This is a genomic window from Allorhizobium undicola ORS 992 = ATCC 700741, from assembly GCF_000621665.1.
GTDB lineage: Bacteria > Pseudomonadota > Alphaproteobacteria > Rhizobiales > Rhizobiaceae > Allorhizobium > Allorhizobium undicola.
In genome coordinates, this window is the sequence record NZ_JHXQ01000001.1 from 187378 (window position 1) to 200434 (window position 13057).

A 13057-nucleotide genomic window follows, 5' to 3' on the forward strand; every position below is an offset into this window, starting at 1 on the left:
TACTTTAGCGTTTGTGTTCGCGCATCCATTTCCGGTGAATGGCTTCCGCTTCGCTATCGGGCAGGCTCTGATCGGGAACGGCGAAGGTCTGGCCGGGTTCGATCAGGTCGGGATTGTCGATCTGCTCGGAATTGGCCATGTAGATCGTGGTATAGCGCACGCCCTGACCGTAAACCCTTCGCGAGATCTGCCACAGGGTATCGCCGCGACGGATGATGACCGTATTGGGTGAAGCCGTCAGCGGAGCCTGCGAAATGGTCGGCGGCTCATTGGATGGAGCGGTGCCGGATGCGATTGCCGGCATTTCCGCAGCAGGCGGGGCGGACGGGGAAGCGGGACGCGGCGCAAGCGCTGCTTCCACAAGCGGCCTTATCTTCGGCAGGGCTTCGGCCATGGCGGAAGCCGAGCCTGAAGGCACGGCTTTCAGCGCCTCCATTGCCTTTGCGGCATTGGCGGCCATCTGCTTCATGAAGGCTGCATCCTCCGGATTGCCATCGGCGGCGGGGCGGAAATCGGCAACGCCCTTCAGCGCAAATTGCGTGGCCGAGCGGGCCGCTGCCAGCGCATCGAGAGCGGGCTTGCGGCCCTCGGCAAACAGATTGGTCAGAAGCGCGAAGGACTTGGCCAGCGTCTCCCGCTGCCTGTCGAAGAAGGCGCGATCCTGCCCGACCGCGGCACCGCTGGCCGCAGCCGGTGCTGCTGGCGGGGCAACCACGGTCATCTGGTTGCCTTCCGGACGGTTGAACGGCACGGAGAGGCGCAGGGTGATCTTGCCATTGGCGTCCTTCAGATCGACGCTGATGATATGTTGGCCCACGGAAAGTTCCAGCGTGCCGTCCACGACGAATTTGCCATTATCGTCGGCCACGGCTTCGCCGATCTTGCGGTTGTCGGCATAGGCGGCAACCGAGCGGCCCTTCGGAGCATTGCCCGCCACGAAAATCTTGTCGTTCTCCACCTCGACCGCCGTAATCTGCAATTGCGGGTTCGCTGCGGGGGCCTGTGGCTGTGCCTGTGTCTGGGGTTGTGCCTGTGCCGGGGCGGGAGCCGCCGTGCTTGCCGCGTCCGGGCTTGCCTGTGCCGGAATCCGTGCAGCGGGCGCGGAGCCGTCAGCGCTGGCGGCGGCGGCCGGTGCCGGCGCTTGGGCGGCAGGCTGGGCAGAGCCGGGGGCTGTCTCGGGTGCGGCGGGAACACGGGCCTGTTTTGCCGCATCATTGATCTGGTCCGGCACGGTCAGAAGTCTGCTGGCTTCGCCCGGTTTGCTGACCATGGCCAGAACGTCGCCCTGGCTGTTTTGCGGCACGGAAACGGTTGCCTGTTCTTCCGAACCCGTTACCGCGCCATCGGCTGTGGTGGCGCGCAGGCTGAGCGCATGATCGCCCGCGGGAAGGGGGTGGTCGAGAACGATGGCAAAGTCGCCGTTTTGCGACGCGGTGGTGCTGGCGATCACGGCATCGCCTTCCATCACCTCGATGCGGGCCCCTGCCGCCGCATGGCCTGCAATGACGGTGGAACCGTCCTTTTCGACGCGAAGCACATCGAAGCGCGGCTTGACGGGTTCGGGCTTTGCCGGAGCTTCACCGCGAAGCACGCGGCCGATATTTGCAATCATGCTGACGGCATCTGCGGGAGATGCGGGCAGATTTGCCATGAGCGCCAGCGCACGGGCCGCCTGGCTGCGGGCCTTGGTGGCGCTTTCGGCGAGAGCAGCTTCAAGGCCTGCGGGAACATCCTGGTCAGCCAGCGCCTTCAGCGCGGACATTGCGGCAAGTTTTGCGGCGGCGAAGGTTTCCGAGCTTGGCGTCTTGCCATCGGCAAACAGCGACTGGAGCGTATCCATCTGCTTTTCGGCATCGGCCTTGAGGCGCGCCATTTTGGCGCCTGCCGATTCCGGCGCGGCGGGTGCAGGCGGCGTTTGCGCCGGTTCTGCCTGCCGGGCGGCATCATCCTGCCTGCTCTGCTGCTTGTCGCCGATCTGCGGCAGCACAAAGAAAACCATCAGGATTGTCGCAATGGCCAGCACGCCAAGCGCCAGCCAACCGGCACGATTTTTCATCACTTGCGTCTCCGGGCGGGTCATTCCGCCATATCCCCTGGCAGTGCCTTTCGTCTTACCTGTTTCCGGACGGAAACCCGCGATGACACCTTCCCCGCAACTGCTCTACTGCAAAATTCCCTGAATCGGAACCGATGGAGGGCAAAAATCATGCAGCAGATAGAGAGTATTGCAGCGTCCTTTGTGCGTTTGACAAAATGCACGGCGCTGGAGCGCCACGGCGCGCGTGTTTCATGCCGCAAGGCAGCATGGCGACGGTCCGGAATTGCTTGATTATCGCCAGCTTTGCCGTCTTCGCGCCAGCACGGCTTGACCTTGGCTTTCAGTCGCTGCCATCATGGAAAACATGAAAGCTCAAGACAGTTCGATTCGATCCGTTTGCGTCTATTGCGGCTCAAGGCCGGGGCGTGATCCCGCTTATATTGCCGCAGGCCGCGCACTCGGGCGCGCCATTGCAGCCCATGGGCTGCGGCTGGTTTATGGCGGCGGCACCAAGGGCATCATGGGGGCGGTCGCCAGCGGCGTTCTCTCCGCAGGTGGTCAGGTAACGGGCATCATTCCCGAATTTCTCGTGGATATGGAAGCAACCCGCCATTCTCTGGGTCAGCTCAATGAGCTGATCATTACTCGCGACATGCATGAGCGCAAGCACAAGATGTTCGAGCGCGCCGATGCCTTCGTTACGCTTCCCGGCGGGATCGGAACCCTGGAAGAGATCGTCGAGATCATGACCTGGGCGCAGCTCGGCCGGCATGAAAAGCCCATGGTCTTTGCCAATGTGAACGGTTTCTGGAAGCCTATGCTAGACCTTCTCGGGCATATGGGCGAGGAAGGTTTCGTCCACACGGCGCACAAGGTTCAGCCACTGGTGATCGACGAGATCGACGCTATCATCCCCGCCATCATGGATCGCTGGGCCGAATTGCCGCCTGCCGAGGGGGATGGAGAGGTTATCGCTCGGTTATAATGCATCGGACCGAAAAGTGGATGCCGGTTTTCGGATAATCCGATGCATGAAAAAAGCATCGGACCGAAAAGTGGATGCCGGTTTTCGGATAATCCGATGCATGAAAAAAGCATCGGACCGAAAAGTGGATGCCGGTTTTCGGATAATCCGATGCATGAAAAAAGCATCGGACCGAAAAGTGGGCACCGGTTTTCGGGCAATCCGATGCTTGGAAAAAACCATCGGACCGAAAAGTGGGCACCGGTTTTCGGATAATCCGATGCTTGGGTAAACACGTTGAAGCGAAGGCTTTGTCCTTTGCCACAGTACACGACGCTACGGTTTTGCGTGTGGCTTACCCCCCTCTGTCCTGCCGGACATCTCCCCCTCCAGGGGGGAGATCGGCAAGATCAAGGCCCTGCCTACATTCCTGAAAAAGGCCGTAACCACACCTATTCATTGAAGAATGGCGCTTTGTTCGTATTGCAATCTCCCCCCTTGAGGGGGAGATGCCTGGCAAGGCAGAGGGGGGTAGGCCACGCCACATGCCTAAGCGTCGTGTACTGTGGTCCTTTGCCTCAGGCCTTGCGTCTGCGCAGCATGGGCAGGGTGTAGATCACCAGTGCCAGCCAGATCAGCGGAAAGGCAATGGCCTTTGCGGTGCTGAAATCCTCATGGAACAGGAAGACGGCGATGAGGAAAATCATTGTCGGCGCGATATATTGCATGATGCCGATGGTGGAAAGCCGCAGCAATTTTGCGCCATTGGCGTAGAGAATGAGCGGAACGGCTGTCACCAGCCCGCTTGAGGCGAGAAGCAGGTTGTCCATGGTGCTGCCTCCAAGAAAATGCGCCTGACCGGTCATGCCGAGATAGACCAGATAGGCAAGCGCAAAGGGCGCAAGCAGCAGCACTTCCAGCAGAAAGCCCTGATTGGGGCCGATGGGCAGTGTTTTGCGGAAAAAGGCGTAAAGTCCCCAGGAAAGCGTGAGGCTGAGGGCCACGAAAGGCAGGCGCCCGGCATCGACGGTGAGAATGACCACGGCGACCATGACCAGCGACAATGCAGCCATTTGTGCGGGCTTGAGCTTTTCAGCCAGCAAAACCGCTCCTAAAAATACCGAGAACAACGGATTGATGAAATAGCCAAGCGCTGTGTCAAGCGCATGGCCCGATCCGATAGCCCAGACATAAATGCCCCAGTTCACACTGATCAGCGCCGCCGTCACCGTGGCCATGCCCAGCATTTTCGGCGTGCGAAAGGCAAGCTTCAGGTCGTCAACCCGCCGGAGAGCGACAAGAACGAGCCCCGCGATGGGGATGGACCATAGCACGCGATGCGCAATGACTTCCGTGGGTGGAATATGCGCCACGGCCTTCATGTAGAGCGGCAGGAAGCCCCACAGAAAATAGGCGGAAAGCGCGAAGAGAAAGCCTTTCAGGCTATCGCGATTTTCCGTCGCTGCCGTCATGTCCGCCATGGAGGGCCTCCACCCGTTTTGTTCCTGTCGCACCGGGGTTAGGCCCAAAGTCCGTGATACACAAATTCATTCCGTTGAAGCATGGTTCAAGGGATGGATGTCACTCCGCCGCGATCCGCCCGGCCAAGGCCCGGTTTTTCATCAGCTTGTAGATGAGCGCATCCATCAATGCCTGAAAGGAGGCGTCGATGATGTTTTCCGAAACGCCGACCGTCCACCAGCGCGCGCCGCTGGCATCGCCGGATTCGATCAGCACGCGGGTGATGGCCTCGGTGCCGCCGTTGAGAATGCGCACCTTGTAGTCCTTGAGTTCCAGATCGGAAATCTCGGCCTGGAACTTGCCCAGATCCTTGCGCAGCGCAATGTCGAGCGCGTTGACGGGGCCATCGCCCTCGGCCACCGACATCACCGTCTCGCCGTCGATGAGGATCTTCACCACCGCTTCCGACACCGTCTTCAGCTTGCCGTGGCTGTCGAAGCGCCGCTCCACCATGACGCGGAAGCTTTCCACCGCAAAGAAATCCGGCACGATGCCCAGTATGCGCCTCGCCAGAAGCTCGAAACTGCCATCGGCCCCCTCATAGGCATAGCCGGAGGCTTCGCGTTCCTTGACCAATGCAATCAGCGTGTCGAGGCGCGGATCATCCTTGGCAACCTCGATGCCGCGCCGCTTGAGTTCGTTGATGAAATTGGCCTTGCCGCCCTGATCCGACACCATGACCTTGCGGAAATTGCCCACCGAACCGGGCTCGACATGCTCATAGGTCTTCGGATCCTTGAGAAGGGCCGAGGCATGAATGCCAGCCTTGGTGGCAAAGGCCGAAGCCCCGACATAGGGTGCCTGATGGTTGGGAGAACGGTTCAACAACTCGTCGAAGGCGTGGGAAAGGCCGGTCAGTTCCACCAGCTTTTCCCGGTCGATACCCGTTTCGAAGCGGCTGGAATAGGTGTCCTTCAGGATCAGGGTCGGGATCAGCGTGGTCAGGTCGGCATTTCCGCAGCGTTCGCCAATGCCGTTCAGCGTGCCCTGGATCTGGCGCACGCCCGCCTCCACCGCCGCCAGCGAATTGGCAACCGCCTGGCCGGTATCGTTATGGGCATGAATGCCAAGACAGTGGCCGGGAATGCCGGAGGCAATCAGCGTCTCGACAATGTCGCGCACTTCCGGCGGCTGCGTGCCGCCATTGGTGTCGCACAGCACCACCCAGCGGGCGCCCGCTTCATAGGCTGTCTTCGCGCAGGCCAGCGCATAGTCGGGATTGGCCTTGTAGCCGTCGAAGAAATGCTCGCAATCGACCATGGCCTCCTTGCCCGCAGCCACCACGGCGCGAACACTGTCGGCAATCGCCTCCAGATTTTCGGCATTGGTGCAGCCAAGGGCCACTTTCACATGATAATCCCAGCTCTTGGCCACGAGACAGACGGCATCGCTTTTTGCCTGCAAAAGCGCGGTGAGGCCGGGATCGTTGGAGGCGGAAATACCGGCACGCTTGGTCATGCCGAAGGCGACGAAACCGGCGCGGCCCGTGCGCTTTTTCGAGAAAAACGCCGTATCCGTGGGGTTGGCGCCGGGATAGCCGCCCTCCACGTAATCGATGCCGAAATTGTCGAGCATGGCCGAAATGGCAATCTTGTCCTCGACGGAAAAATCAATGCCCGGCGTCTGCTGGCCATCCCGCAGCGTGGTGTCGAAGAGGTAGATTTTTTCAAGGGTCATGCTTGCCTCCTTAAAGGCAGGATAGAAGATGAGAGTATTGCGTGGAGAAAACCGGATCATGATTTTCGCCACAGAATGCGTGACAACGAAAGTCAGACCGGCTTTCCGGCAAAACGGTCGGTGGCGCGGATCAGTCTATCGAGAATGCCGGGCTCGCTCATGGCATGGCCCGCAGCCTCGACGATGTGAAATTCGGCATCCGTCCACGCCTGCGACAGCTCATAGGCATAGCGCAACGGGCAGGGCATGTCATAACGTCCATGCACGATCACGCCCGCAATGCCGTTGAGGCGGTGGGCATTGTTCAGCAATTGCCGCTCTTCCAGCCAGCCGCCATGCATGAAAAAATGATTTTCGATGCGGGCAAAGGCCAGCGCGTATCTATCCTCGCCGAAATCCTCGATCTGCTGGAGATTGGGCATCAGAGAAATCGTCGCGCCTTCCCACTGGCTCCAGGCGCGGGCGCATTGCATCTGCACGGCCTTGTCGTCTCCGGTCAGGCGGCGGTGATAGGCGGCCATCATCTCATGGCGCTCTTCGGCTGGAATGGGCGCGATGAAGTGTTGCCAGCGGTCGGGAAACATTTCCGAAACGCCGAACTGATAATACCAGTCCAGCTCGCCTTTGGTCAGCGTGTAGATGCCGCGCACCACCAGTTCGCTGACGTGTTCGATATGGGTCTGCGCATAGGCCAGCGCCAGCGTGGAGCCCCAGGAGCCGCCAAAGACCAGCCATTTCTCCACCCCGATCATCTGGCGCAACCGCTCGATGTCGGCCACAAGATGCCAGGTGGTGTTGGCTTCCAGATGCGCATGGGGCGTGGAGCGGCCGCAGCCGCGCTGGTCGAAAAGGATCACGTCGTAAAGCGCCGGATCGAACACGCGCCGCTGATTGGCATTGATGCCGCCGCCGGGGCCGCCATGCAGGAAAACGGCGGGCTTTGCGCCCTTCGTGCCCACTCTTTCCCAATAGATGCGGTGGCCATCGCCCACATCGAGAAAACCCGTCTCGAAGGGTTCGATTTCCGGATAGAAGCCGCGCAGGGTCTCGCTCATGCCTCATCCTCCGGCGGCCAGCGATCGGTGTCGTGATCGGGATGCTGCCAGCTTTCGATGCTGGCCCATCTTTCCTGCTGCACCTCCGTCGAGAGCGAAGGCTTGTCAAACAACCGGTCCACATAGGGCAGGCGCTTGTCGTGATAGACCTGAATTTCCGGCTCTATGCGCTCCGGATGGTCGAAGGCGCCAATGGCCAGTTCCACGCCGCCATCCGACTGGAAGGTAAGCGGCGTGCCGCATTTGTTGCAGAAACCGCGCTTGACCTTGGGGGAAGAGCGGTAAAGCGTCGGCTGGCCGCGCGTCCAGGTCAGATGCGCCTGATCGGCGCTGACCAGCGGAGCGAAAAAGCTGCCGAATTGTTTCTGGCACATGCGGCAATGGCAGATGGATGGGCGGCCAAGCTTTTCGGCGCGAAACCGCACCGCACCGCATTGGCATCCGCCGGTAAAGGCCTCACTCATGCTCAGCTCCTATTCATCGCCGGGTTGGGAAAGCGAACCGCGCCAGAAGGGCATTTCCTCATCCGGATGCTGGTTCGAAACAATGTCCGCCAGAAAAGGTGCGCTTTCAATGTCGAAATCGGTGTGGTGGCCCGGAAGCCGCGACAGATGATCGGTGAAGGGCAGCTTGCCCTCCGTGCCATATTGCAGGGTGGGCGGCAGCGTGGCGGGATCGTCGAAGGCGCCGGCTGCCAGCGAAAGCCCGTCGGGCGCCTCATAGGTCAGCGGCGTGCCGCAATCGCCGCAAAAGCCGCGCGTGACGAAATTGGAAGAGGCAAACTGTTTCGGCGCTCCGCGCGTCCATTCCACATCCGCCGGATGGCAGGCGACAAAGGGTGCGAAATAATTGCCAAAAGCCTTCTGGCACATGCGGCAATGACAGATGGAGACATCCCTGGGCTTGCCGTGCAGGCGAAAGCGCACGGCACCGCACTGGCATCCGCCGGTATAGAATTGCATGGCCATGTCAGCTTCCCTCTCTTGCCGCGTGGCAGCGGCGCTGCACATTCAGCGCTTCAACTCCCACGCCGTCACCCGTTCGCCGGTTTCCTTGTCCTTGCCATCCTTCAGCTGTATGCCCTTGGCGGCAAGATCGTCGCGGATCTTGTCGGCCTCGGCGAAATTCTTCGCTTTCAGCATTTCCAGCCGCATGGCAACCAGCGCTTCGACGGCGGCGGCGAGATCGTCGCTCACCTCGGCCTTCTGCGGCAAAACGCCAAGCAAAGCGGCGCTGACGGCAAAGACGGCGCGTTTTTCAGCATTGGCCTGCGCTTCGCCCGCAAGCCCGTGCAGGGCCTGAATGGCGGCCACCGTGTTGAGGTCGTCATGCAACGCCTCCAGCACGCAAGGGTCAGGCCGCGTCTGCGGGTCGAAATCGGCAATGTTCATGGCAGGCCATTTGGCCAGCAGCCGTTCGGCCTCCTCCAGCCGCTTCACCGAAAAATCGATCGGCTCGCGATAATGCGTCATCAGCATGGCAAGGCGCAGAACCTCGCCCGGCCATTTGCGCCCGCCGAAGGTTTCTGCCTCCAGCAGCTCGTTGATGGTGAAGAAGTTGCCGTCCGATTTCGACATCTTGCGGCCTTCCACCTGCACGAAGCCGTTATGCATCCAGACATTCGCCATCACATCCGTGCCGTTGGCGCAGCAGGATTGGGCAATCTCGTTTTCATGATGCGGGAAGATCAGGTCCAGCCCGCCGCCGTGAATGTCGAAAATTTCGCCCAGATAGCGCCGCGACATGGCCGAGCATTCGATATGCCAGCCCGGACGGCCGCGCCCCCATGGGCTTTCCCAGCCGGGCTCGTTGTCGCTCGACAATTTCCACAGCACGAAATCGCCGGGATGTTTCTTGTGCGTCTCCACGGCAATGCGGGCTCCTGCCTGCTGCTCATCCAGATTGCGCTTCGACAATTGCCCGTAACTGGCCATGGAGCGGGTGTCGAACAGCACTTCGCCCGCCGCCACATAGGCGTGGCCTTTGGCGATCAGCGTTTCGATGATCGAAATCATCTGGGCGATATTGTCGGTGGCGCGGGGCTCCACCGTCGGCTCAAGGCAGCCAAGGCGTGCTACATCGGCATGGAACTGGTCGGCCGTCTTGCGCGTCACATGCGCAATCGCCTCGTTCAGCGGCAGGTCAGGGTAATCGCGCAGCGCGCGGGCGTTGATCTTGTCGTCCACGTCGGTGATGTTGCGGGCATAGGTGACGTGGTCTTCACCATAGATATGCCGCAGCAGCCTGAACAGCACGTCGAAGACGATGACGGGCCGGGCATTGCCGATATGGGCGAAATCATAAACGGTCGGTCCGCAGACATACATGCGCACATTGTCTTTATCGATGGGCTCGAACGCCATCTTCTCGCGCGTCAATGTATTGTAAAGCTTGAGGCCTGCGGCCATGGTCTACTCCCGAAATGAACATTCCCGGCTGGACCGGGTCGTTTGTCATCTGGAGCTTTCAGGAGACGAAAACGGCCGGGCCAGCGAAGCGCTAGCGAATAATGGTGCCGCAAATAATGCAGAGGCTCGTTTTCATGGTTGCGAGTTATGGCGCGCTCTCCGGCGGCGGTCAAGGGGATGGATGAACCCGAAGACGCCGTTTTTATGGGAAAAATTTGCTTTTCAGGCTTTGTCGTATCAAAGCTCTTTCCTTCATGCGGCTTCTTTGCGATAGGCCGGAGGTGGAAGGCACTGGCCGAAAAATGCGAGGGGACGTGGAAGGCGCAAGCCCGGAATTCGAGATTGCGGTTGGTGAGGCGGCCCGGCTTTTGTCGGATCGGCCGATTGCGATGACCGTTTCCGACCCCGATGGGGTGCTGGGACCATCGCCCGTTCTGGAATTCCTGCGCCATGGCCGCGTGCCACAAAGCCTGTGCCGCAGGCTGGTGGTTCGGGGCAGGGGGCGGTTTTTCGGGTGGACGCCGGATGATCTGGCCACCATCCGCATTGTGGCCTGCGCTGCCGCAAGGCCGGGCGGGCGCAGGCCTGTGATCAGACTGCGCCGGTTGAGCCTCGTGGAAATCGGCGTGCGGATTGGCTGGGCAAGCCCCAGGGCGCTCAGCCGCCTGCTCCGGCTTTTTCTGGCAGGCAACAGCAAGGGCGCGGTCTTCCGCTTCCTCCGTTTTTTCGAGGGCCTCAGCGAACCCTCCTACCGCGACTGGATATGGGCCGAGGCTGCTCGGCGCGGCGTGGAGCCGGTGACGGCATTGACCGAAACGCCGCCGGTGACGGTGACGATTGCCGGGAATGGCGCGCTTGCTGCGCTGAGCCGCCAAAGCCTTGCAGGGCAGACCTATCCGGCCATCCGCGAAAGCAAGGGCCCGCCTGAGGACGGGCGGGGGTTCTGGCTGCGCCTGCCCGCCGGAACGCGGCTTGCCGCCAGCGCTATTGCCGACATGGTGCAAAGCCTGAGCGACTGTCCCGCCGCCGCTGCCGTCTATGCCGATGAGGATGTGATGGAAAAGAACGGGCGGCGGCACAGTCCCTTTTTCAAACCCGCCTGGGACGCGCTTCTGGCAGAGGCCGGATGGCTGCGGCCCGATGCCGCCCTGATGCGCGCCAGCGCCCTGCCTGAGGCGCAAGATGTCATCGGCCTTGAGAGTGCCGCGCTGCTTGCCCGGCTTGCCGAACGGGGGACGATCCTGCATCTGCCGCGTGTGCTGGTGCATCGCCAGGCGCTGCCAAGCCCTTCATTGACGATAAAGCGCCCTTTGCCGGTGCTGAAGCCGGTCAGCGTCATCATTCCCACCCGTGACCGGGCCGATCTTCTCGCGGCCTGTCTGGAGGGGCTTCTGGAAAAAACCCGTCATGCGGGGCTCGATATTCTCGTTATCGATAATGACAGCCGTGAGCAGGCGACGCTGGAGCTGATGGCCCGACACGAGGCGGCGGGGCAGATCCGGCGCGTGGCCATGCCGGGGGCGTTCAATTTTTCACGTGCCTGCAACCTTGGCATAAGCGCGGCGCGGCATGAGGCGGTGCTGCTGCTGAACAATGACGTGGAGCCGCTTGAAGACGGCTGGCTGGCGGAGATGCTGGGCGAGATGGAAGACCCGCATGTCGGGGCGGTGGGGTCGCTGCTGCTGTTTCCCGATGGATATGTCCAGCATGGCGGGGTCATTCTCGGCCATGGCTCCATTGCCCGGCACGGCTTTCATTTCTACCACCCCGATGGCGGGGAGGATCGCGGGCTTTTATCGCTGCGGCGCAACCTTTCTGCGGTTACGGCGGCTTGTCTTTTGACGCGCCGCAGTCTTTGGCAGGCCGTGGGCGGCATGAATGAAGAAATGTTGCCCGTGGCCTTCAACGATGTGGATTATTGCCTCAAATTGCGCAGACAAGGAGCCCTGATCCGCTGGACCCCTCATGCGCAGCTGTTGCATCGGGAATCCGTTTCACGCGGGCGCGACAATACCGAGGCCAAGCGCCAGCGCTTTGCGGCTGAAGAAAAATATATGTTCGAAACCTGGGGCAATCTGCTGCTGAACGATCCCTTCCATAATCCGAATCTTTCGCTTTCGGCAGGAGAATTCGTGCTGGCAGGTGCGCCGCGCCAAACCACGGCCCGGAGCGGCGAATGTTGAAGCAGAGCTCGATCCTGTCCCGCCTGATCGACAGATGTCTCACGCGGCCCCGGCTTCTGGGGCCGGGCCGGGGTAGTCCGCGCCGTGCGGTCAGGCGCATCCTTGTTTTTGGCCGCATTCCCAATCCCACTGTCGATTATTATCTCGTGGCCCGGCTTGAAGCTGCCGGTATGCCGCCTTTCGAGCTTTGCGATATTCGCAATTTCCGCGCCGCGGAGCTGGAGGCGGAGGGCAGTTTCGTGTTGATCTGCCGCTACGCATCCCCCGCGCTGGTAAGCTGGATCGAACGCCACAGCGAGGTTCTCGCCGGTGTGGGCCTGTTTCTCGATGACGACATACCGGCGGTGATTACCGGCGAGGATGCGGATCTGCCTTATCGGCTGTTTCTGTGGTACCGGGCGGTTTTTCCGCTGCGGCGGCTGAACCGGCAGCTCGATTGCCTGTGGCTGTCCACGCCGAGGCTGGCTGCCGCCATAGGCGAAACGGGAGCGCGCCTGCTGCCGCCCGCGCCACCTGCAAAGCTCTGGCAAAGGCCGCAGGCGGCAGACTGCGGCGATGAGGTGGTGATTGCCTATCACGCCACCGGCGTTCACGTGGCCGAACATCGCTTTTTGCGGCCAATCATCGAGAAAGTGCTTGCGGCCCGGCCGCAGGCCCGCTTCGAAGTGGTGGCCGGGCCCGGCGCTTCCGGCATCTGGAAAGGTCTGGAGCGCTGCGACGTCAGGCTGCCGACCTCGTGGAACAGCTATCTCGAAAGCATGACCTCGGCGCGTGTGGATATTTTCCTCGTGCCGCTGACGCCTTCCGCCGTCAATGATTGCCGCTCGCCAACCAAACGCATCGATGTGGCGCGGCTCGATGCGGCGGGGCTTTATTCGGCATCGCTCAGTTATGGCTTCGGTCATGATCGCGGCGAAATCCATCTTTCCCACGATGCGAAAGAATGGGTGCGCGCCATTCTGGCGTTGATCGATAATCCGGCCGAGCGTCAGGCTGTTGCGGCAGCAACGCGGGCGGAAGTGGCGGCCATGACGGCACTTGCCAGCGTGGGGCTGCCGGAGATTGCAAAGCATTTCCAGGAAAAGTGCGATAGCGGTTTTCCGTCCGGAAATGCGTGAGAAGACTCATTTCCAGGAAAAGTGCGATAGCGGTTTTCCGTCCGGAAATGCGTAACAGCAACCGGTTGGAGAGGGGCAGCTTGCGGCCAGTGA

The 13057-nt window shown here is 61.1% G+C and carries 10 protein-coding genes; 3 read left to right on the forward strand and 7 right to left on the reverse strand.

The features are described from left to right. Window positions 1–4: 4 nt before the first annotated feature. Window positions 5–2056, reverse strand: a complete 2052-nt coding sequence (locus T424_RS0100925; protein ID WP_084268355.1) for an Ig-like domain-containing protein — start codon at window positions 2054–2056, stop codon at window positions 5–7. A gap of 346 nt (window positions 2057–2402) precedes the next feature. Between T424_RS0100925 and T424_RS0100935 the strand changes: the two genes are divergently transcribed. Next, on the forward strand, window positions 2403–3023 hold the full coding sequence (locus T424_RS0100935; protein WP_027486048.1) for an LOG family protein: 621 nt from the start codon (window positions 2403–2405) through the stop codon (window positions 3021–3023). Between the two features lie 557 nt (window positions 3024–3580). On the opposite strand, the gene rarD is transcribed toward T424_RS0100935, so the two are convergent. The 6 genes from rarD to cysS form a co-directional block, all read right to left on the reverse strand. After that, on the reverse strand, window positions 3581–4483 hold the full coding sequence (gene rarD / locus T424_RS0100945; RefSeq protein WP_027486050.1) for an EamA family transporter RarD: 903 nt from the start codon (window positions 4481–4483) through the stop codon (window positions 3581–3583). 100 nt (window positions 4484–4583) lie between these two features. Continuing rightward, entirely contained in the window at window positions 4584–6200 is a 1617-nt protein-coding gene (gene cimA, locus T424_RS0100950; RefSeq protein ID WP_027486051.1) for a citramalate synthase, read from the reverse strand. 92 nt (window positions 6201–6292) lie between these two features. Then, window positions 6293–7255, reverse strand: a complete 963-nt coding sequence (gene pip, locus T424_RS0100955) for a prolyl aminopeptidase (protein ID WP_027486052.1) — start codon at window positions 7253–7255, stop codon at window positions 6293–6295. Beyond that, complete coding sequence (locus T424_RS0100960) at window positions 7252–7719, reverse strand: GFA family protein (protein WP_027486053.1); 468 nt, start codon at window positions 7717–7719, stop codon at window positions 7252–7254. Before T424_RS0100960 ends, pip begins: the two co-directional genes overlap by 4 nt. 9 nt (window positions 7720–7728) lie before the next feature. Further along, complete coding sequence (locus T424_RS0100965) at window positions 7729–8217, reverse strand: GFA family protein (protein WP_027486054.1); 489 nt, start codon at window positions 8215–8217, stop codon at window positions 7729–7731. 48 nt (window positions 8218–8265) lie between these two features. After that, entirely contained in the window at window positions 8266–9663 is a 1398-nt protein-coding gene (gene cysS / locus T424_RS0100970) for a cysteine--tRNA ligase (RefSeq protein ID WP_027486055.1), read from the reverse strand. A gap of 302 nt (window positions 9664–9965) precedes the next feature. On the opposite strand from cysS, the gene T424_RS21645 reads away from it, so the two are divergent. Continuing rightward, entirely contained in the window at window positions 9966–11846 is a 1881-nt protein-coding gene (locus tag T424_RS21645; RefSeq protein WP_161712498.1) for a glycosyltransferase family 2 protein, read from the forward strand. Next, on the forward strand, window positions 11840–12964 hold the full coding sequence (locus T424_RS0100980; protein WP_027486057.1) for a glycosyltransferase family protein: 1125 nt from the start codon (window positions 11840–11842) through the stop codon (window positions 12962–12964). The genes T424_RS21645 and T424_RS0100980 overlap by 7 nt, the downstream gene beginning before the upstream one ends. Window positions 12965–13057 lie beyond the last annotated feature (93 nt).

What these genes read in the sequence shown, in the direction of transcription:
- T424_RS0100925 (WP_084268355.1), bottom strand. Translation starts at nt 2,056, where the DNA reads ATGAAAAATCGTGCCGGTTGGCTGGCGCTTGGCGTGCTGGCCATTGCG.
- T424_RS0100935 (WP_027486048.1), top strand. Translation starts at nt 2,403, where the DNA reads ATGAAAGCTCAAGACAGTTCGATTCGATCCGTTTGCGTCTATTGCGGC.
- rarD (WP_027486050.1), bottom strand. Translation starts at nt 4,483, where the DNA reads ATGGCGGACATGACGGCAGCGACGGAAAATCGCGATAGCCTGAAAGGC.
- cimA (WP_027486051.1), bottom strand. Translation starts at nt 6,200, where the DNA reads ATGACCCTTGAAAAAATCTACCTCTTCGACACCACGCTGCGGGATGGC.
- pip (WP_027486052.1), bottom strand. Translation starts at nt 7,255, where the DNA reads ATGAGCGAGACCCTGCGCGGCTTCTATCCGGAAATCGAACCCTTCGAG.
- T424_RS0100960 (WP_027486053.1), bottom strand. Translation starts at nt 7,719, where the DNA reads ATGAGTGAGGCCTTTACCGGCGGATGCCAATGCGGTGCGGTGCGGTTT.
- T424_RS0100965 (WP_027486054.1), bottom strand. Translation starts at nt 8,217, where the DNA reads ATGCAATTCTATACCGGCGGATGCCAGTGCGGTGCCGTGCGCTTTCGC.
- cysS (WP_027486055.1), bottom strand. Translation starts at nt 9,663, where the DNA reads ATGGCCGCAGGCCTCAAGCTTTACAATACATTGACGCGCGAGAAGATG.
- T424_RS21645 (WP_161712498.1), top strand. Translation starts at nt 9,966, where the DNA reads ATGCGAGGGGACGTGGAAGGCGCAAGCCCGGAATTCGAGATTGCGGTT.
- T424_RS0100980 (WP_027486057.1), top strand. Translation starts at nt 11,840, where the DNA reads ATGTTGAAGCAGAGCTCGATCCTGTCCCGCCTGATCGACAGATGTCTC.